Source organism: Pseudonocardia sp. EC080619-01 (assembly GCF_001420995.1).
GTDB lineage: Bacteria > Actinomycetota > Actinomycetes > Mycobacteriales > Pseudonocardiaceae > Pseudonocardia.
The window spans coordinates 1,501,324-1,521,395 of record NZ_CP012184.1; the positions used below are offsets into that span (position 1 = coordinate 1,501,324).

18 protein-coding genes and 1 pseudogene are annotated in these 20,072 nt (G+C 74.8%); 13 read left to right on the forward strand and 6 right to left on the reverse strand.

The window, feature by feature from the left end:
• The first annotated feature begins 89 nt into the window (after positions 1–89).
• The 3 genes from AD017_RS06890 (at position 90) to AD017_RS06900 (ending at position 2,126) form a co-directional block, all read left to right on the forward strand.
• On the forward strand, positions 90–533 hold the full coding sequence (locus tag AD017_RS06890) for an ester cyclase (RefSeq protein WP_145982682.1): 444 nt from the start codon (positions 90–92) through the stop codon (positions 531–533).
• A 236-nt stretch (positions 534–769) separates the two neighbouring features.
• Positions 770–1,081 (forward strand): integration host factor, actinobacterial type, encoded by a 312-nt coding sequence (gene mihF / locus AD017_RS06895; RefSeq protein ID WP_010236095.1) that lies wholly within the window; start codon positions 770–772, stop codon positions 1,079–1,081.
• A gap of 136 nt (positions 1,082–1,217) precedes the next feature.
• The gene (locus AD017_RS06900) at positions 1,218–2,126 is read left to right on the forward strand and encodes an alpha/beta fold hydrolase (protein ID WP_060573577.1); all 909 of its coding nucleotides are present in this window, start codon (positions 1,218–1,220) and stop codon (positions 2,124–2,126) included.
• On the opposite strand, the gene AD017_RS06905 is transcribed toward AD017_RS06900, so the two are convergent.
• Together AD017_RS06905 and AD017_RS06910 are read right to left on the reverse strand one after the other, a co-directional pair.
• Complete coding sequence (locus AD017_RS06905; RefSeq protein WP_060573579.1) at positions 2,108–2,803, reverse strand: response regulator; 696 nt, start codon at positions 2,801–2,803, stop codon at positions 2,108–2,110. The two genes, AD017_RS06900 and AD017_RS06905, sit on opposite strands and share 19 nt — an antisense overlap.
• Entirely contained in the window at positions 2,800–4,440 is a 1,641-nt protein-coding gene (locus AD017_RS06910) for a sensor histidine kinase (protein WP_060573581.1), read from the reverse strand. The genes AD017_RS06905 and AD017_RS06910 overlap by 4 nt, the downstream gene beginning before the upstream one ends.
• Positions 4,441–4,507: 67 nt before the next feature.
• Here AD017_RS06910 and AD017_RS06915 point away from each other — a divergent pair, with 67 nt between their 5' ends.
• The 6 genes from AD017_RS06915 (at position 4,508) to AD017_RS06935 (ending at position 10,545) form a co-directional block, all read left to right on the forward strand.
• Positions 4,508–5,515, forward strand: a complete 1,008-nt coding sequence (locus AD017_RS06915) for a tripartite tricarboxylate transporter substrate binding protein (protein ID WP_060573583.1) — start codon at positions 4,508–4,510, stop codon at positions 5,513–5,515.
• A 168-nt stretch (positions 5,516–5,683) separates the two neighbouring features.
• Positions 5,684–7,081: a GntP family permease gene (locus AD017_RS06920; protein WP_060573585.1), complete on the forward strand. Its 1,398-nt coding sequence runs from the start codon at positions 5,684–5,686 to the stop codon at positions 7,079–7,081.
• A gap of 9 nt (positions 7,082–7,090) precedes the next feature.
• Complete coding sequence (locus AD017_RS37190) at positions 7,091–7,432, forward strand: HD domain-containing protein (RefSeq protein WP_060573586.1); 342 nt, start codon at positions 7,091–7,093, stop codon at positions 7,430–7,432.
• Between the two features lie 261 nt (positions 7,433–7,693).
• Entirely contained in the window at positions 7,694–8,863 is a 1,170-nt protein-coding gene (gene sfnG / locus AD017_RS06930) for a dimethylsulfone monooxygenase SfnG (RefSeq protein WP_010229351.1), read from the forward strand.
• Between the two features lie 148 nt (positions 8,864–9,011).
• A complete protein-coding gene (locus AD017_RS37365; protein ID WP_369821704.1) occupies positions 9,012–9,083 on the forward strand; it encodes a putative leader peptide in 72 nt (23 codons plus the stop codon).
• 214 nt (positions 9,084–9,297) lie between these two features.
• The gene (locus tag AD017_RS06935; protein WP_010229352.1) at positions 9,298–10,545 is read left to right on the forward strand and encodes an acyl-CoA dehydrogenase family protein; all 1,248 of its coding nucleotides are present in this window, start codon (positions 9,298–9,300) and stop codon (positions 10,543–10,545) included.
• Positions 10,546–10,910: 365 nt separating this feature from the next.
• Here the strand turns inward: AD017_RS06935 and AD017_RS06940 are convergent, their stop codons facing one another.
• Both AD017_RS06940 and AD017_RS06945 read right to left on the reverse strand, forming a co-directional pair.
• Positions 10,911–11,732, reverse strand: coding sequence for an NAD(P)H-binding protein (locus tag AD017_RS06940; protein WP_060573588.1), 822 nt, complete (start codon positions 11,730–11,732; stop codon positions 10,911–10,913).
• A gap of 91 nt (positions 11,733–11,823) precedes the next feature.
• The gene (locus AD017_RS06945) at positions 11,824–13,134 is read right to left on the reverse strand and encodes a TMEM165/GDT1 family protein (RefSeq protein ID WP_050802561.1); all 1,311 of its coding nucleotides are present in this window, start codon (positions 13,132–13,134) and stop codon (positions 11,824–11,826) included.
• Positions 13,135–13,454: 320 nt separating this feature from the next.
• Between AD017_RS06945 and AD017_RS06950 the strand changes: the two genes are divergently transcribed.
• From AD017_RS06950 to AD017_RS06965, 4 genes and pseudogenes are all read left to right on the forward strand, one after another.
• The gene (locus tag AD017_RS06950) at positions 13,455–14,621 is read left to right on the forward strand and encodes a thiolase family protein (RefSeq protein ID WP_010242245.1); all 1,167 of its coding nucleotides are present in this window, start codon (positions 13,455–13,457) and stop codon (positions 14,619–14,621) included.
• Positions 14,622–14,956: 335 nt separating this feature from the next.
• Positions 14,957–15,387, forward strand: a pseudogene (locus tag AD017_RS06955) (GIDE domain-containing protein).
• 103 nt (positions 15,388–15,490) lie between these two features.
• Complete coding sequence (locus AD017_RS06960; protein WP_060573589.1) at positions 15,491–16,990, forward strand: S1C family serine protease; 1,500 nt, start codon at positions 15,491–15,493, stop codon at positions 16,988–16,990.
• A gap of 198 nt (positions 16,991–17,188) precedes the next feature.
• Positions 17,189–18,571: a sugar porter family MFS transporter gene (locus AD017_RS06965; RefSeq protein WP_060573591.1), complete on the forward strand. Its 1,383-nt coding sequence runs from the start codon at positions 17,189–17,191 to the stop codon at positions 18,569–18,571.
• A 9-nt stretch (positions 18,572–18,580) separates the two neighbouring features.
• Here the strand turns inward: AD017_RS06965 and AD017_RS06970 are convergent, their stop codons facing one another.
• A complete protein-coding gene (locus tag AD017_RS06970; protein ID WP_227012682.1) occupies positions 18,581–19,264 on the reverse strand; it encodes a DedA family protein in 684 nt (227 codons plus the stop codon).
• A complete protein-coding gene (locus tag AD017_RS06975) occupies positions 19,261–20,061 on the reverse strand; it encodes an MBL fold metallo-hydrolase (protein ID WP_060573592.1) in 801 nt (266 codons plus the stop codon). The genes AD017_RS06970 and AD017_RS06975 overlap by 4 nt, the downstream gene beginning before the upstream one ends.
• Between the last annotated feature and the right edge of the window lie 11 nt (positions 20,062–20,072).

Here is a 20,072-nt window from a genome sequence, read left to right on the forward strand (position 1 = left end):
CTCCCCCGTCCCGGAACGCCCGGGTGGCCGCACCGGCCACCCGGGCGTTCCGGTATCCGGGCGGGCCCGCGCCGTGGCACGGTTCCCGGGTGACCCCGGCGATGCAGACGCTCATGCGCGACGTCGCGCGGCTCTGGGACGACGCCGCCGACGGCCTCTACGACCGCGGTGATCCCGCCCCGGCGACCGCGGTGCTCGGCGACGGCGTGGTGTGGACCGAGCTGCCGACCGGCGCGGGCGGCACCGGGCCGGACGCGATGGGCGGGCACCTCGCCGTCGTCGCCGCGTCGCTGCCCGGCGGCGGCACCCGGACCCGGCTGTCCCGCACGCTCGACGTGCGCCGGATCGCCGACGAGGTCCGGTTCGCCTTCACCCACGACCACGAGCTGCCCTGGCTGCTGCCGGGCGTCGCCCCCACCGGACGCCGGGTGGAGGTCCACGCGGTCCAGCTGGTGCGGGTCCGGCAGGGCCGGATCGACGAGCTCCGCACCCTCTGGGACGTCGCCGGGCTCCGCACCACGCTGGGGTTCTGACCGGTCGTCCCGCACTCATGCCTCTGACCTGCGGGAACAGGGAATCCCCCGTACGGTGCGACGGGCGGTCGCCGAGCTGCGCCGAGCAGCCCGGAAGCGGTCTCCGCGGGCGTCCGACACGCCCCGTGGAGGGGGTTCCTGCAGGTCGCGCGGGGGTCTCTGCCAGTCTGTACCGCGATCCGCGATGGGAATCCACCCCGGTACGGGGTGTTGGGAACCGAGAGGAGGCGTCAGCGATGGCCCTGCCCACCCTGACCCCGGAACAGCGTGCCGAGGCGCTGAAGAAGGCGGCCGCCGCGCGCACCGCCCGCAAGGAGCTCCGCGACAAGATCGCCAGCGGTGAGGAGACGATCCCCGGGGTGCTCGGTCGCGCGAAGACCGACCAGATCGTCGGCAAGACCAAGGTCGCCGACCTGCTGAAGAGCGTCCCGGGCTGGGGCCCGGCGAAGGTCTCGAAGGTCATGGAGGAGGCCGGCATCGACGCCTCGCGTCGCGCCGCCGGTCTCGGCGAGCGTCAGCGCCAGGCCCTGATCGAGAAGGTCGGCTGACCGACCCCTCGTAGCGCCACCCGGCGCCGGGCCAGCCCGGTGCCGCGCGACGGCCCGGTCCGCCTCCCGCGGACCGGGCCGTCGCGCGTCCGGGCCCGGCCGCCGGCCCGTGATCGTCCTTTGGCAGGCTGCGCACGTGGAGCGCGAGGTCGAGATCGAGCCGGGCGTGACCCTGTGGGTGGAGGACCTCCCCGCCCACCGCGAGACCCCCGCGCACCCCGTCCTGCTCGTGATGGGTGCGAACGCCTCCGGGATCGGCTGGCCCGACGCCCTCGTCGAGCTGCTGCGTGAGCGGCACCGCGTGGTCCGCTACGACCACCGCGACACCGGCCGGTCCTCGCACGCGTTCGAGGACCACCCGTACGGCATCGCCGACCTCGCCGGGGACGCGCTCACCGTGCTGGACGCGTGCGGCATCGGCCGCGCGCACGTCGTCGGCATGTCGATGGGTGGGGTGCTGGTGCAGCTGCTCGCCCTGGACGCGCCGGACCGGCTCGCCAGCGCCGCGCTGCTCTGCACGGCCGCGCTCGGCGCGGATCTCGCCGGCCTGCCCGGGCCGCCCCGGGACGTGCTGCGGATGTGGCAGGAGATGCACGACCCGCGCGACGAGCGCAGCGAGCTCGCCTGGCGGGTCGAGCACTGGCGGCGGCTCTCGGGCGGGGCGCTGCCGTTCGAGCCGGCCGAGTTCGAGGAGCTCGAACGACGCGTGATGGCCCACTCCGGCCGGGTGGAGGCACCGACCGCGCACGCCCAGGCCGACCCGGGCGGGCTGGACCGCGGCGACGAGCTCGGGTCGATCACCGTCCCGACTCTCGTCGTCGAGGCCCCGGCCGACCCGGTGAACCCGCCGCCGCACGCGGCGTTCCTCGCCGAGCGCATCGCGGGCCGCCGGGCCGCGCCGCCCGTCCGTCTCGTGTCGATCGAGGGGATGGGCCACGCGCTGCCGTCGGCGGTGCTGGAGCCCCTCGCGTGGGAGCTGCTGGAGCACGCGGCGGAGGCCGAGGACGAGGCCGCCGGAGCGCCGGGTCAGCCGACCCAGCGGTAGCGGCGCTCCGGGCGCCCGGTGCCGCCGTAGCGCAGCCGCACCGTCGCCGTGCCCGTGGTGACGAAGTGCTCGAGGTAGCGGCGCGCGCTGACCCGGGACAGCGCCGTGGCCTCCGCACACTCGGTGGCCGACAGGTCGGCGTCGCCGGCGCCGGTGTGCTCGCGCAGGGTGCGCGCCACCAGGTCCGCGGTCGGGGTGGTGAGCCCCTTCGGCATCCGTTCCGGGCCACCGGCGGACCCGGCGGGCATCCCGCCGGTGCCGCCGAAGAGGCGGTCGATGTCGGACTGGCCGCGGACCCGGTCCAGGTCGCGGCGCAGTCGCCGGGCCCGGTGCACCTGCGCGGCCAGCGCCGCCGAGTCGAACGGCTTCACCAGGTAGTGCAGGGCGCCCCCGTGCAGTGCCGCGGCCACCGTGTCCGGGTCGTCCGCGGCCGTCACGACCAGCACGAACGGGTCGTCCGCCGCGCCGGTCCGGAGCCCGCGCAGCACCTCGATGCCGGACATGTCGGGCAGGTACACGTCGAGCAGCACCAGGTCGGGGCGCAGCTCCGCCGCCCGCTCCAGGGCCTCCGCGCCGCGGTGCGCCACCCCGACGACGGTGCAGCCCTCGATCCGCTCCACGTATCCCGAGTGGACCTTGGCGACCATGAAGTCGTCGTCGACCACGAGCACCCTCACCGCTGCACCTCCTCTCCCGTCGTCGCCGGTTTGCCGGCCACCGGCAGGACGGCCACGAACACCGCTCCGGTGCCCTCCGCCGCGTCCTGCACCGCGATCATCCCACCGCGCCGCAGGCACGCCTGCCGGGCGAGCGCCAGGCCCAGGCCCCGGCCGCCGATCTCGGCGGCCTTGGTGCTGAACCCGGCCCGGAACACCTCCTCGGCGAGCTCGGAGGCCACGCCGGGGCCGGAGTCGCGGACCTCGATCCAGACCTCGCCGCCGTCGTCGTCCCCGCCACCGCTCAGCCCGATCTGCACGCGGCGCTCACCCGACCGGCCCGCCGTCGCGTCGACCGCGTTGTCGATCAGGTTGCCGAGCACGGTGACGAGGTCGGCGGACAGGTCCGGGTCGCGCTCCGGGTCGGTGGGCTCCAGCCGTGAGTCCGGGTCGAACGTCAGCTCGACACCGCGCTCGGCGGCCCGGCTGTTCTTCGCGACCAGCAGCGCCGCCGTCGCCGCGTCGCCCACCCGCGACGACACCTCCCGCCGCCAGCCCTCCGAGGCGGCGACGATCCCCGCGACGAACCGCCGCACCTCCTCGTGCTCGCCGAGCTCGGTCAGTCCGGCGATGGTGTGCAGGCGGTTGGAGAACTCGTGGGCCTGCGCGCGCAGCGTGTCGGTGACGGTGTGCGAGGCGTCGAGGCGGTGCTGCAGGGTGGTCAGCTCCGTGCGGTCCCGCAGGGTGACCACCGCGCCGACCTCGCGGCCGTCGAGGCGCACCGGCATCCGGTTCAGCACCAGCGCCCGGGTGTCGCGCAGCACCAGCTGGTCCTCCCCGGCGGCGGCGCCGGTGAGCACCTCGCGCAGCCGGTCGTCCAGGCCGAGATCGGCGACGGGGTCGCCGGGCCGGGCGCCGGGGAGCTCCAGGAGCTCACGGGCGACCGGGTTGAGCAGGGTGATCCGGTCGGCGGTGTCCAGCCCGACCACGCCCTCCTTGATCCCCAGCAGCATCGCCTCCCGCCGCTGCACCAGCTCGACGATCTCGCCGGGCTCCAGGCCGAGTGTCTGCCGGCGGACCCGGCGGGCGAGCAGCAGCGACCCGGCGACGCCGACGCCGAGCGCGAGCCCGAGCAGCGCGACCGTCTCGGTGCGGGCCCCGGCGAGCGACTCCCACAGCGACGGCGCCCGGATCCCGGCGGACACCAGCCCGGCCACCGCACCCCGGTCGTCGATCACCGGGACCTGGGCGACCACCGTGCGGCCGTCCGGGGCGCCGACCCAGGCCCGGCCGGCCGGCGCGGTGCTCGCCCCGGGATCGAACCGCTCGCGGACCCGGGACGGGTCCGGCGACGTGCGCACGACCAGGCCCGCGTCGACGATCTCGATCTCGTCGGCGCCCGACAGGTTCTCCGCGCTGCGCGCGAACGACGGCAGCAGGTCGTACTGGCGGCGCTGCAGGGCCTCCCGCACCGTGGGGACCGACGCGACGTCCTCGGCGACCGAGAGCATCCGGCGGCCCTGCGTCTCGCGGAACGACTCCGCGGACTGCACGGCGGCGAGCGCCGCGACCGCACCGAGCAGCACCAGGACGACCACCAGCTGCCAGACCAGGAACTGGCGCGCCAGCGGGGTCCTCGTGCCGCCACGCCGTCCCACCGGCCCAGACTAGGCTGGTCCGGGTGTGCCCGGCGCACCCTGCCGGACCGACCACAGGACCCAGCCCATGACCGACACCGCCACCGGTGGTCCCGCCCGCCCGTCCCGGCGGGCGTTCTGCGCGGGCCTCGCCGCGGGGCTCGTTGCGCTCGCGACCGGCGCGGCCGCGGGCTGCGGCGGCCCGGAACCCGTCCGCGGGCTGCGGTTCCTCGTCCCGAACGCGCCCGGCGGCGGGTACGACGTGACCGCTCGCAGCGCGGCCAAGGCCCTGTCCGACGCCGGCATCACCGGCCCGGCCGAGGTGTTCAGCCTGCCCGGGGCGGGCGGCATCGCGGGACTGGGCCGGGTGGTGAACGAGGCGGGCAACGACCGGCTGGTGCTGAGCATGGGTCTCGGCCTGGTCGGCGCCGCCCGCTCCACCGACGCCACCGGGCTCCTCACCGCGGCGACACCGCTCGCCCGGCTGACCCGCGAGACCGAGATCGTCGTGGTGGCCCGGGACTCGCCGTTCCGCGACCTGCCCCAGCTGCTCGCCGCGTGGCGCGCCGACCCGGCGGGCAACGCCGTCGGGGGCGGGTCGTCGACCGGCGGACCGGACCACCTGGCGACGATGCTGGTCGCGGAGAGTGCCGGGGTCCCGCCCCGGCGCGTCGGCTACGTCCCGCACGACGGAGGCGGCGAGCTGCTCGCCTCGCTGCTCGCCGACGAGGTCACCTTCGGGGTGTCCGGGCTGGGCGAGTTCGCCGACCAGATCGCGTCCGGCGCGCTGCGCATCCTCGCGATCACCGCGGGCGCGCCGATCCCCGGCGTCGGCGCGCCGACCCTGCGCGAGGCCGGCATCGACCTCGAGGTGACCAACTGGCGCGGGATCCTCGCCCCGCCCGGTCTGACACCCGGCCAGGTGGGCGGGCTCGACGACTGCTTCGCCGCGATGGTCCGCACCCCCCAGTGGCAGGACGTGCTGCGCCGCAACAACTGGCAGGACGCCTACCTGCCCGGCCCGGAGTTCGGCACCTTCCTGCGCAGCGAGGACGAGCGCGTCGGCCGGGTGCTCACGGGCCTGGGTCTCGGCTGAGGAGCGCCGGCCCGTCCCGGCCGTGACCACAAGTTCCGCAATGTCGTTCGTGTCCGCAAGCTGGACCGTCCACGCGGTACGGAGTGATCGTTTCGAGCGGAACGTCACCTCTCGCACCGGCGCGTTGTTCCCCGACGACCGGTCGACGCCGTCGTCGGAAGGGACCTCGTGGAGAACTGGACATCGCCGCTGGGCACCGGACCGCTGCTCGGGATCGCGCTCGGCGCGATCGTCGTGCTGCTGGTGGCCATCATCCGGTTCAAGATCCACCCGCTGCTGGCGCTGACCGTCGTCTCCGCGCTGACCGCCTTCGCGGCCCGGATCCCCGCCGACGCGGTCCTCGACGTGCTGGTGGACGGCTTCGGCGAGACCCTCGGCGAGGTCGCCCTGCTGGTCGGGCTCGGCGCCATGTTCGGCAGGCTCGCCGAGGTCAGCGGGGCCGCCGGGGCCCTGTCGGACGCCCTGGTGAGCCGGTTCGGGGACCGCCGGGCGCCGTTCGCGCTGGGCGTCGCCTCGCTGCTGTTCGGCTTCCCGATCTTCTTCGACGCCGCCTTCATGGTGATGCTGCCGATCATCTTCACGGTCGCCCGCCGGGTCGGCGGCGGCGTGCTCGTGCACACCCTGCCCGCGGCCGCGGCACTGTCCACGATGCACGTGTTCCTGCCGCCGCACCCCGGGGCCGTCGCGTCGACCGTGCTGCTCGGCGGCGACGTCGGGCTGGTCGTGCTCATCGGCGTCCTCGTCGCGGTGCCGACCTGGTACCTGGGCGCGTACTTCTACAGCGTCTGGATCGGCCGCCGCATCGTGCTGCCGGTCCCCGAGCTGCTCACCGGTGGCCCGCAGACCGACGACGACGAGACCGGCCCGCCGCCCCGGCCGCGGGTCGTGGTGGGGCTGCTCCTGCTGCCACTGGTCCTCATCTTCGCGAACACGCTGGCCGCGACCCTGGCGGACACCGGCGCCGTCGACCCCGAGGCCCCATGGGTCGTGCTTCCCCAGTTCCTGGGGGCGACCCCGGTCGCGCTGCTGATCACCGTGCTGGTGGCGACCTGGGTGCTGGCGACGCGCCGCGGGCGCCGGGCGGCCTTCGTCGAGGACCTGCTGGACAACGCGCTCAAGCCGATCGCGCCGGTCGTGTTCATCACCGGGGCGGGTGGCATGTTCGGTGCGGTGCTGATCGCCAGCGGGATCGGCGACGCGCTCGCCGGGACGCTCGGCGCGACCGGCCTGCCGGTGATCGTGTCGGTCTTCCTCGTCGCGGCGATCCTGCGGATCGCGCTCGGCACCGCCACCGTGACGATCACGACCGCGGCCGGGCTGCTGGGTGCCTCGGTGGTCGAGGCGGGGCTCGGTCCGGTGCAGACCGTCGCCGTCGTGCTGGCGCTGGCCGCCGGGTCCTCGATCTTCCCGCACGTCAACGACGCGAGCTTCTGGCTGATCGGGCGGCTGCTCGGGATGGACGTCCCGACGACGTTCAAGACCTGGAGCGTGATCAAGACGCTGATCTCGCTGGTCGGGTTCGCGCTGTCCTGCGTCGTGTTCGTGCTCGCGTCCCTGGCGGGCTAGTTTCGCCGGGTGGGATTCGACGCCGCCCGTGCGCTCGCCGAGACGCTGCTCGCACACCAGCGCCCGGAGCTGTGGGTGCGGGCGCAGCGGGCCGCGATCCGGGCCCGGGAGCTCGCCGAGGAGCGCGGCCTGGACCGGGACCTGCTGATGACGGCGGCGATCCTGCACCCGGTCGGGCACTCCCCCGTCGTCCGGCGCAGTGGCGACCCGGTCCGTGACGCCGCCCGGTTCCTCGGCGCGCGCGGGTTCGACCCGCGGGTGGTCGAGCTGGTCGGCGGCGGCGCGGACGGCCCGCACGCCGAGGCCCTGCGGACCTGCGCGGACGGGCAGGCCGACCCGTCCGGGCGGTGACCTCGCCCCCCCACCGGTTGACAACGCACCTACCCGCGGGTTCGGTGGTGGTGTGGTCGCTTTCCTGCTGACGCGACGCCGTCACGTCGATCACCTGGTCGTCACGAGCCAGGCCTGTCGTTGATCTGCTGATCCGCGGGTCCGTTTCCTCTCTTTCCTCCGTTTCCTCCCACGGGCGTCCGAGCACGCCCACTCCGCCGTGTCCGGCATGCCCGGCATGCCCGGCATGTCCGGCGGACGACACCCTGGAGTTCATCCCCCATGACCGACACCACCGCCGACAATCTCGACACCACACTGAACGCACAGATCAGTGAGCCGCTGAAGTTCGCCTACTGGGTGCCGAACGTCTCCGGCGGCCTGGTCACGAGCACCATCGAGCAGCGCACCGACTGGGGCTTCGACTACAACGTCAAGCTCGCGCAGACCGCCGAGAACAACGGCTTCGACTACGCGCTCTCCCAGATCCGCTACATGGCGAGCTACGGCGCCGACCACCAGCACGAGGCCACGAGCTTCTCGCTCGCGCTGGGCCTGGCCACCGAGCGGCTCAAGGTCATCGCCGCCGTGCACCCGGGCCTGTGGCAGCCGGCCGTGCTGTCGAAGTGGATCGCCACCGCCGACCACCTGACGAAGGGCCGGATCGCGGTCAACGTCGTCTCCGGCTGGCTCAAGGACGAGTTCACCTCGATGGGCGAGCCGTGGCTGGAGCACGACGAGCGCTACCGCCGCACCGACGAGTTCATCCGGGTGCTGCGCGAGATCTGGACCGCGGGCGACGGCGGCGCCGAGTTCGCCGGCGACTTCTACCGGGTGCACGGCTTCGACCTGAAGCCCAAGCCGGTCGACGTCCCCGGCCGCCCGCACCCGGAGATCTTCCAGGGCGGCAACTCGACGGCCGCCCGCCGCAACGGCGGCCGCGTCTCCGACTGGTACTTCTCCAACGGCAAGGACTACGACGGCTTCACCGAGCAGGTCGAGGAGGTCCTCGGCCACGCGAAGACCGCGCCGCGGCTGCAGCCCGTCCGGTTCGGGCTGAACGGCTTCATGATCGCCCGGGACGACGAGAAGGAGGCCCGGGACACCCTGCGCGAGATCATCGAGAAGGCGAACAAGCCCGCCGTCGAGGGCTTCCGCGACGCCGTCCAGCAGGCCGGGAACTCCACCGGCGACAAGCGCGGCATGTGGGCGGACTCGTCGTTCTCCGACCTGGTCCAGTACAACGACGGTTTCAAGAGCCAGCTCATCGGCACGCCGGAACAGATCGCCGACCGCGCCATCGAGTACAAGCGGCGCGGCGCCAACCTGCTGCTGCTCGGCTTCCTGCACTTCCAGGAGGAGGTCGAGTACTTCGGCGAGAAGGTCCTCCCCATCATCCGGGAGAAGGAGGCCGAGCTCGCCGCCCGCGAGCCGCGGCCGGTCACGGTCTGAGCCGATCCACCGACGGGCCCGGCGGGCGGCACGCTCGCCGGGCCCGTCCGCGTCCGGACGCGGAACCGGTCCGGACAACCCCCCGTGAATCCCAGTGCGGGGGACGCGCCATTGACGTCCTCGCGCATTCTCGCGAACACTGGGAATCGTGCAGTCCACCGAGCTCACCCGTCGACGCCACGTCGACCTGTCCCGCGTGAACTCGTCGATCTGTCGCTGATCACCGCCGCGCCGCACCGTCGCCGACCTGCGGCGCAGCCGTCGGAGCCCGGTTCCCGCCGCGCCCGCCGGTGATCACCCGACACGGATCCCCGCCGTCCTGGGACGGGCACCGGATCACCGTTCCCGCACACCCCGGAACCGCCGGGTCACATGTGCGGAAACAGTGACCGGCGCCTGCCCGGACGCATTCTCTCCCCGACGAGGAGACACGCATGACCACGACCGAGAACCGTTCCGGCACCGCCACCGTCGCCGAGGTGGTCGACTGGACCGCCGCGCCCGCCCCCACCGACGAGGCGGGCTGGCTGCGCCGGGCCGGCGAGGTCCGCCGCATCCTGGAGCGCGACGCCGCCGCCCGCGACCGCGCCGGCGCCACCCCCTACGACGAGGTCGCCCTGCTCAAGGAGTCCGGGCTCGTCACCCTGCTCGGCCCGGTCGAGCACGGGGGCGGCGGCCAGGAGTGGCCGACCGCCTACCGGGTGATCCGCGAGGTCGCCGCGGGCGACGGCTCGATCGGCCAGCTGCTCGGCTACCACCTGCTGTGGTTCTGGGCGGCCCGGCTGGTCGGCACGCCCGAGCAGATCGAGGCGGTCGAGGCCGACGCCACCCGGAACCGCTGGTTCTTCGGCGGCGCGGTCAACCCCCGCGACTCCGACCTGCTGATCCGCGACGAGGGCGACGAGATCGTCTACAACGGCCGGAAGAGCTTCTCCACCGGCAGCACGATCTCCGACGTCACGGTGCTGGAAGGGGTGCTGGAGGGCACCGACACCCACGTCTTCGCGATCGTGCCCAGCGAGCAGGACGGCATCGTCTTCCACGACGACTGGGACAACATCGGCCAGCGGCTCACCGAGAGCGGCAGCGTGACGATCACCGACGTCCGGGTGCCGTGGGCCTCGGCGGCCGGATTCACCGACAAGGCGTTCCAGCCGCGGGTCTACAACACGCTCAACGTGCCGACCATCCAGCTGGTGTTCGTCAACTTCTACCTGGGCATCGCACGGGGCGCGCTCGAGACCGGCGCCCGGTACACCCGCACCGTGACCCGGCCCTGGCTGCACGGCGACGCCGAGCGCGCCGTCGACGAGCCCTACCAGCTCGACCTCTACGGCGACTACCGCTCGAAGCTGTGGGCCGTCGAGGCACTGGCCGACGCCGTCGCCGAGGAGGGGCTCGCCATCCACCGCGACGCCTGGAACGTCACCGAGGAGCAGCGTGGCGAGCACGAGGTCCGGGTCGCCGCGGTGAAGGCGCGGGCCACCGACGTCGCGCTGGAGATCACGTCCGGGATCTTCGAGGGGCTCGGCGCCCGCGCGACGTCCGCGGAGCTCGCGTTCGACCGGTTCTGGCGCAACGTGCGCACGCACACCCTGCACGATCCGGTGGCCTACAAGCGCCGCGAGGTCGGCGCCCACCTGCTGCGCGACGAACTGCCGCAGCCCACCTGGTACACCTGACCGCCCACCCGGGCGCGGTGGCGCTCCGCCACCGCGCCCGCCCCGGCCCGGCCCGGCCCGGCCCGCAAACGCTCACCGGTTCAGGCCAGGCTCACCCGATCGCACGAGCGGGGCCGCATTCCGTGAGCGGCCCGGCGCGGCACCCAGACGCTCAGCGGTTCCGGCCGCGCTCACCCGATCGCATGAGCGGGGCCCTGTCGCGTGAGCGCCCCGCCTCGTCCTGCTCTGCCCCGCGCTGTCCTGCGCTGCGAGGCCCGCAGACGCTCACCGGTTCCGCCCACGCTCGCCCGATCCCGTGAGCGCGGCCGTACCCCGTGAGCGCGGCCGTGGCCGAGGAGCGGGGGTGCGGGGTCGGGTGCGGTGTGTCAGGTGATCGCGGCGCGCAGGCGGTCGGCGTGGGAGTGCGCCCAGGCGGCGACGGTCGTCGCGGGACGGCCGGTCACCTCCTCGACCACGCCGTTCGGGGCCGGTTCGGCGTCGTGCAGGAAACCCAGGATCGTGTGGACGACCATCTCGGCGGCGTCCCGGCCGGCCGAGGGCTCCAGCGCCGCGACGGCCTCGTCCGGGGTGACCTGCTCGAACCCGATCCCGACGCCGGTGGCCTCGGCGATCGCGGCCACCGCGTCACGACGGCTGACCGGTTCCGGGCCGGTCAGCGTGAGGGCCCGGCCCGTGTAGCCCGGCGCGGTCAGGGCGACGGCGGCGACCTCGGCGATGTCGGTCATCGCCGTCGGCGTGCTCGCCAGCGCAGGCCACGGCTCGCGCACGACCCCGGTGGCCCGGATCTGCGGGAGCCACATCTCGTAGTTCTCGACGAAGTCGGCGGGCCACAGGTGCGTCCAGGCGGGGCCGGCGGCCTCGACGGCCTTCGTCACGGTCCCCCACCAGCTGTCCGGCTCACCGGTCAGCGCCACGACGTGCTCCACCCCGGCGTCCGCGGCCGCCGCGAGCACCTCGGCCGCCGTCGGCTCGTACGGGGCGAGGTACATCGCGCGGACCGCGTCGAACGCCCCGTCCAGCGCGGCCGGCCGCCGGACCGAACCGCGCACGGCCTCGACGCCGTCGGGCAGCGCGGCCCGCACCGGGTCGACGGTGAGCGCGCGCACGGGCTCACCGGTGCGGGCGATCAGGTGGTCGACGACCAGCCGGCCGATGTTCCCGGTCGCCCCGGTCACCAGGATCGTCATGGGCTCTCCCTCCGACGCCGGGGCCGCGCCACCGCGGCCCCCTGACGTCGTACACCGTACCGGAATTACCGTACGGCGTACCGGGACGAGGTCAGCCGACCCGGGTGTGGTCGTCCCCGGCCGTGGCGTCGCCGTCCGCCCCGGTCCGGCGGACCCGTGGCAGGAACCGGCCGGTGCGCAGCCGGTAGGCGTCGTACTCGGGCCCCAGCGCGCTGCCCAGCCCGGGCTCGTACACCGCGCGGGCCTGGATCTGCACCGCGACGAGGATCAGCACCCCGGCGAGCACCCCGAGCAGGGTCGGGGCCATGAACAGCATCCCGGCGCAGCCGACGATCAGCCCGGTCAGCGCGGGGTTGCGGACGCGGCGGTAGAGCCCACCGGTCGCGAGCACCGGGCGTCGCGCGGCGTCCGGGTCCCCGGCGGCCGCGGCGCCCGCCTCGGTCGCGCTGCGCCGCCACACCGTGCCGAGCTGCAGCATGGCGACCGCGACGACGGCGAACCCGAGCAGCAGCAGACCGGCACCGACGACCGCCACGGCGGGCCGGGACAGCACCGAGATCGGCTCGAGCACGTCCAGCGCGACCAGCAGCGGGGCACCGAAGCCGAGGACGGCGGCGACGACGAACAGCGTCCGCGCCCACCAGGCCGGACTGCCCGGGGCCCTGGCCACGTCGAGCCGGCGTTCCCCGCGGGCCCGGTGCGCCCGGCCGCGGACGACGAGCCCGGTCCCGACGGCGACGAGACCCAGCGCCAGCGCGGCCCAGCCGAATCCCTGGTGACCCATCGCGTCGGCGAGCCGGGCCCAGGCGTCGTCGCCCCAGACCTGCGGGACGGCCTCGGCGAACAGCCAGGCGCCGAACACGAAGAACATGATCGCGGCACCGACGGAGATGACCCGCTCGGGGAGCTTCTGGCCGAGCTTGCGGCCGACGACGATGGCCAGCGCGTCGGCGGCGACCATGCCCAGCGTGGAACCGAGCCACACGCCGAACCAGCTGTACTGGGTGGCCAGGGTGATCGTGGCGAGCATGGTCTTGTCGCCCAGCTCGGCCAGGAAGAACGCGACCGACGCGGCGACGACGGCGGACCCGCCAGCCCGCTTGGCCTTCTGCTCCTCGTCGTCGGTCAGCGAGTCCCCGCGCAGGGTCCAGGCGCCGAACGCGACGAAGGCCACCGACGCGACCAGCGCGATCCAGCCGGTCGGGATCGACGCGCCCAGGCCGTACCCGACGGCGACCGACACCAGGTGGGTCACCGACGTGGCGATCGTGATCCCGACGAGCACCGGGATCGCCTTGAAGCGCGTCGCGAACGTGAGGGCCATGAGCTGGGACTTGTCCCCGAGCTCGGCCACGAAGATGACGCCGAAGCTGACCGCGAACGCAGCCAGGAATCCGTCCATGTCCATCCCTCGATCTCGCTCCGGATCGAGGGGTACGGGTGACCTCGATCCGGATCATCCGGATCGAAGGTCTCGCTCACCTGGTGGCCAGGCCCTGCGCCCGGGCCGGCCCTCGTGATCGGGGCGGACCAGTATGTCGAGCGCAGCGTTGGGAGCTACTCCCCTTCGCGTACGGGTCCTGACGTTACCTCATCGATCCAGTCCGGCTCGACCGTCGCGGATCGATGTGACCGCACTCTCAGCACGTGCCGACCGGGATGGCTTAGCGTCGCGAAGCAACCGCACCGCCCCTGTCACCGCCGACCGAGGAGGAACCCGCCATGCCCGAGGCCGTCGTCTGCGAGGCCGTCCGCACACCGATCGGCAAGCGGAAGGGATCGCTGTCCGAGGTCCACCCGGTCGACCTGTCGGCCGCCGTGCTCACCGCGCTCGCCGAGCGGACCGGGATCGACCCCGGCGTGGTCGACGACGTCGTCTGGGGCTGCGTCAACCAGGTCGGCGACCAGGCCGCCCAGATCGGCCGGTACGCGCTGCTGGCCGCCGGATGGCCGGAGACGGTGCCGGGCGTGACGATCAACCGGGCCTGCGGGTCGAGCCAGTCGGCCTTCGACTTCGCGGCCGGGATGGTCCTCGCCGGGCAGTACGACGTCGTCGTCGCCGGTGGGGTGGAGTCGATGACCCGGGTACCGCTCGGCGCGGGCCGCGAGCTGGGCCGGCCCTACGGCCCGCTGGTGCGCGACCGCTACCGCGAGGACCTGACCTCGGGAGAGTTCCCGAACGACGACTTCAACCAGGGTGTCGGCGCGGAGCGGATCGCCCGCGACTGGGGGCTGTCCCGGACCCGGCTCGACGAGTACGCCGCCCGCTCGCACGAGCTGGCCGCCGCCGCGATCGACTCGGGCGCGTTCGACGGGCAGCTCGTCGACGTCCCGGGCGCGCCGGGGTTCGCCGCCGACGAGGGGCTGCGCCGCGGGACGACCGCCGAGACCCTCGCCGCGCTGAAGCCGGTGTTCTCCGGGACCGGGGTGATCCACGCCGGGAACAGCTCGCAGATCTCCGACGGCGCGTCCGCCGTGCTCGTCACGACGCCGGAGCGGGCCGCGGAGCTGGGACTGACCCCGATCGTCCGCTACCACTCCGGCGCGGTGTCCGGGGCCGACCCGCTGCGGATGCTGACCGGGCCGATCCCCGCGACCCAGAAGGTCCTCAAGCGCTCCGGGCTGGCGATCGGCGACATCGGCGCGTTCGAGGTCAACGAGGCGTTCGCGCCGGTCCCGCTGGCCTGGCAGGCGGAGCTCGGCGCCGACGACGCCCGGCTCAACCCGCTCGGCGGCGCGATCGCCGTGGGGCACCCGCTGGGTGCCTCCGGCACGATCCTGCTGACCCGGCTCGTGCACCACATGCGCGACCGCGGCATCCGCTACGGGCTGCAGACCATGTGCGAGGGCGGCGGCACGGCGAACGCGACGGTCGTCGAGCTGGTGTGACCGTCGGCTAGGTTCCCGTCGTGCTGTGGATCGGGATCATCGCGTTGCTCGCCGGTGCCGGGTGCTTCTGGGCCGCCGTCCACACCCAGCGCCGGGTGCACGCGATGATGGCGGCGGAGACGCTGCCGGTCCCCCGGCTGCTGGAGGAGGCGGGGATCGCCGCGGACCTCAACGGCGGGCCGGGCCGGTTCCGGAAGGTCTGCGAGGTCGTGGGCGAGGCCGCGCCCGCCCCGGTCGGCCTGCTGCGCTCCGAGCTCGCCGGCGTCGAGTGCGTCTGGCACGCCCACCGGGTCGAGCGCCGGTTCGAGCGCCGCGAGCGCGACTCCGAGGGCCGGATGCGCACCTCCACCCACACCGAGACCGTCTCCGAGCGGGTGTCACCGCACGGCTGGCCGCTGCTGCGCGACGGGCACACCATCGGCGTCGACCCGGGCGGGCGGCGTCCCGACCCGGTCGAGCTGGTGCTGGACCGCTTCGACCCGGCGGACGAACGCGGCCCCCGCGGCGACCGCACGCTCGGCTACCGCAACCAGGAGTGGGTGCTCCGCCCCGGCGTGCGGATGTACGTCCTGGGCGAGGTCGACGACCGTGACGGTCCGCTGGTGATCCGGGCCCCCAGGACACGTCCCACCCGTTCGTCCTGTCCACCCGCACCGAGGACGAGCTGACCGCCACCGACCGGCGCAGCCAGCGGTGGTGGGCCCGCGGCGGCGCCGCACTCGTCCTGCTGGGGCTGGTCCTGACGATCGCAGGCGCGGTGACCTGAGGCGCGGGACCTGAGCGCGGCCCCACCGGTCCACACCGAACGCGCGCGGGATTCCCAGCGCGATCACAGGCTCGTCTCAGGGTCACGCCGCACAGTTGCTCCCATGACCGAGTACGGGCCGGGCACCGGCGGGCGCGCCGACGGGGAGACCTCCACCGGGGGCGGCGCCACGGACCCCACCCGGCCCGATCCGCGTGCGGCAGGGGACGGCCCCGGGCACGCCGACGGCAGGAGCGCTCAGGAGGCGACCGACGTGACCGACACCGACCACCGGAGGCAGCAGGAGCAGGCCCCGCCGCCGTGGGCCTCCGCGAGCAACCCCACGATCCCGGCGCACGGTGCCGGCAGCCCGCCCACCTCGGTGTACCCGCCGTTCCCGGCGCAGGCCCCTGCCCCGAAGCCGCCGCGGCGCTTCGGCGCCGGCCTGGTCACCGTCGCGGTCGCGGCGGGACTGGTCGGGGGCGGCGTCGGCTTCGGTGGCGCCTACGCCGTGCTCGGCGGGGACACCGGTTCGAGCACCGCGACGCTGTCCAGCTCCGCCGCCCCGGGCACCCCCGCCCAGGCCGCCGACGGCTCCATCGCCGGCGCGGCCGCCGCGATCACCCCGAGCACGGTGGACATCCAGGTCCGCACCGCGCAGGGCACCGCCGAGGGGTCGGGCGTGATCCTCACCGCCGACGGCGAGGTCCTCACCAACAACCACGTCGTCTCCGGGGCGGGCGATGGCGGGCAGATCACGGTCTCGACCGCCGACGGCACCCAGCACCGCGCGACCGTCGTCGGCACCTCCCCCAGCTACGACCTCGCCGTCATCCGGCTGGAGGGGGCCTCGAACCTGAAGGCCGCCACGCTCGGCCAGTCCTCGGGGGTCCAGGTCGGCGAGCAGGTGGTCGCCACCGGGTCCCCGCAGGGGCTCTCCGGCACCGTCACCGCCGGCATCGTGTCCGCGCTGAACCGCACCGTCTCCGCCAGTGGCGACGGCGGCACCCCGGTCGTCTACAACGGGCTGCAGACCGACGCACCGATCAACCAGGGCAACTCCGGCGGTCCGCTGGTCAACCTCGCCGGGCAGGTCGTCGGCATCAACTCGGCGATCGCGACGAGCGGGCAGAACGCCGGCTCGATCGGTCTCGGCTTCGCGATCCCGGTGGACACCGCGAAGCGGGTGGCCCAGGAGCTGATGTCGGACGGCGTCGCGACCAAGCCGCAGCTCGGCGTCCAGGGGTCGGTGTCGGCCTCCGGCTCCGAGACCGCGGGCACCGGTGGCGCGCAGGTGGCGGCCGTCGAGCCCGGCTCGCCCGCGGCGAACGCGGGCGTGGCGGCGGGCGACGTCGTCACCAAGGTCGACGAGTACCCGGTGTCGAGCTTCGCGGACCTGATCGCACGGGTCGGCAACTTCACCCCCGGCCAGCAGGTCACGCTGACCATCGGCAGCGGGGCGGACGCCCGCCAGGTCCCGGTGACCCTCGGCAGCGCGCAGGACACCGAGGCGGCCACTGCCCGGCAGGGCGCCCTCACCACGCCGGAGGGCTCCGGGCAGGGCGGCGGTTCCGCACCTTCCGCGCCGTTCGGGATCAATCCCTTCGGGGGCGGCGGGAACTGACCCCTCCCCCACCGGTCTCCGGCCGGGTGCGACGTACCCCCTCCCGTCGCGCCCGGCCGGTTCCGTCTGTGTCCGGAATCGTGTGGGTTCCGGCCCGCATTGCGGCGAACGGTGGACAGTCACGGACCGATACGGCAACCCTGGTCGCCGTTGTTGCGTGGCGCACCCGTCGCGCGACCCGACCGGGAGGGGCTGTCGATGACGACACACGGCGACACCGGCGACACCGGCCACCGCACGCGGCAGGGACGCGGGATCGGCCTGGCGACCACCGTCGCCGCCGCGGGCGGACTGCTGTTCGGCTACGACACCGGGGTGATCAGCGGGGCGCTGCTGTTCATCGCACCCGAGTTCGGGCTCGGTGAGGCCGGCCAGCAGCTGCTCGTCTCCGGGCTGCTGGTAGGCGCGCTGGTAGGCGCGCTGGCCGGCGGGGCGATCACCGACGCACTCGGCCGGCGGCGGACGCTCGTCGGCGTCGCCGCGGTGTTCCTTCTCGGCGCGGTGCTCTCCGGGCTGGCCCCGGGGACCGGGGTGCTGCTCGGCGCCCGGGTGCTGCTGGGGCTGGCGATCGGCGTGTCCTCGGTCTGCGTGCCGCTCTACATCGCCGAGATCGCGCCGAAGGAGTCACGCGGGCGCCTGGTCTCGATGAACCAGTTCCTGATCACGGTCGGGATCCTGCTGTCCTACCTGGTCAACTCGCTGTTCGCGGAGGCGGAGAGCTGGCGCTGGCCGCTCCTGCTGGCCGGTGTCCCGGCGCTGGCGATGCTCGTCGGGCTGGCCGGGGCGCAGGAGTCGCCGCGCTGGCTGGTGCTGCGCGGGCGGGTCGACGAGGCGCGGGCCGCGCTCGCCGGCCGGACGCCCGAGCAGGCCGACGCCGAGATCGCCGAGATCCGCGCCGCCGCCCGCGACGAGGCCCGCTGGACCTGGTCGGACCTGCGCCGCCCGCAGCTGCGTCCCGCGCTGACCCTGGGCATCGGCGTGGCCGCGGTGAACCAGCTGGTCGGGGTGAACGCGGTCATCTACTACGCGCCGACGATCCTGTCCGGGGTGTTCGGCTCCGACACCGGCGCGCTCCTGGCGACGGTGGGGATCGGGGTGGTGAACACGGTCGTCACGGCGGTGGCGCTGGCCCGGATCGACTCGTGGGGCCGCAGGCCGTTGCTGCTCGGCGGGCTCGCCGTCGTCGTCGCCGCGCTGGTCGCGCTGGTCGTGCTGTTCCTGCTGCCCTCACAGGACGGCATCGTCGGGGTCCTCGTCGTCGTCGCGCTCTGCGTGTACATCGCCGCGTTCGCCGCGAGCCTGGGCATCGCGATCTGGCTGGTGAACTCCGAGGTGTTCCCGACCGCGGTCCGCGGCAAGGCCGCCGGGCTCGGCGCGACGACGCACTGGGGCATCGACCTGGTGATCGCGTCGACGACGCTGACGCTCATCACCACGCTCGGGGAGTCCGGGCTGTTCGCGATCTTCGCGGTGATCGGCGTGGCCGGGTTCGTCTTCCTCCACCGGCTGATGCCCGAGACCAAGGGGCGCAGCCTGGAGGAGATCGACGCCGCGTTGCAGGAGCGTGCGGGACGGACCTGACCGCACCCGTCACCGGTCGTGGGCGGGCTCTCCCGGCGAGTGGGCCCGCCGCTCGCGGCGCCGGGACCGCAGGCGGCCGACCAGTGCCGTCACCGCGCCGACGACGGCGACGAGCCCGACCGCCAGCCCCGCCGCCACCAGCGGTGAGTCGGTGAGGTTGCCGGTGAGGACCCCGAGCACGCCGTAGAGCAGCGTCCAGAGCACCGCGCCGGCCGCGACCGCGGGGAGCAGCACCGACCAGGCCATCCCGGACGCGGCGGCCGCGATCAGGGTCGGCACCCGTCCCGCGGGGGCGACCCGGCCGACGAGGACCAGCAGCCAGCCGCGGTCGGCGAACGCGGCCCGCACCCGGGCCACCCGCTCGCCGGTGCGCGCCCCGCCGAACCGGCCGCCTGCCACCGCGTCGAGCACCGGGACGCTCCCCCGGCGGGCGACGGCGTAGGTCACCAGGTCCCCGGCGAGCGCCGCGGCGAAGGCCAGCACGAGCACCACCGGCAGCGACAGCGCCGGGGAGGTCATCGCCGTCGCCGCGGCGGCACCGACGATGGCCCCGGTCGGCACCACCGGCAGGATCGAGCCGAACAGCACCCCGCCCCCGACGACGAGGTAGGCGACCCGGCCGGCGTCCGGGCTCAGCTCGGCGGTGAACCACTCCTCGGTGGCCGGTTGCAGCACGGCGCCCAGCACGCTCACACCGCCGCCCCGACCGCGGCGCCGGGCGGGACGACCAGGGTGCGCGCCGGCGGCCCGGCCGCGGCGACCGCCGCGGCGAAGTCGTGCGGCGGCCGCACGAGGAGCTCCCGCATCCGCCCGCCGGTCCGCCCGGGGACCGAGCAGAGCCCGGTGACGGCGAGCGTGCCCCAGTGCACCGGCAGCGCGGCCCGGGGCGCCAGCCGCCGGACGGCCTCGGCGGCACCGGCCGGGTCGAGGTGTCCCGGGCCGAGGCTCGGGCCCCAGCCCCACACCGGCAGCGCGGCGAGGTCGATCGGGCCCTGGGCGGCGACGTCGCCGAGGCCCGGGAACAGTCCGGTGTCCCCGGCGGCGTAGACGCGCAGGCCGTCGCCCTCCAGCAGGTGGCCCATCGCGTCGGCCTGCGGGCCGTGGGTCAGCCGGGGGCCCCAGCGGTGCCCGGAGTGGTCGGCCGGGGTGCCGGTGACGTGCAGCCCGCCGAACGTCCGCCGCTGCCCGACGGCCAGCTCCGACACCCGGGCCACGCCGCGCCGGCGCAGCCACGCCGCCGCCCCTGCCGGGACCACGACCTCGGTGTCGCGCGGCAGCAGCGCCAGCGAGCCCAGGTGCAGGTGGTCGGCGTGCAGGTGCGAGATCAGGACCAGGTCGACGCCGTCGAGCCCCGCGGGATCGACCGCGGGCGCCATCCGCCGCAGCGGCCCGACCGCGGAGGTCAGCACCGGGTCGGTGAGCACGGTGCGCCCGCCGAGGCGCAGCCGCAGCGTGCTGTGCCCGAGGAAGGTCGTCTCCGGCAGGTCCACGCCGTCGAGTA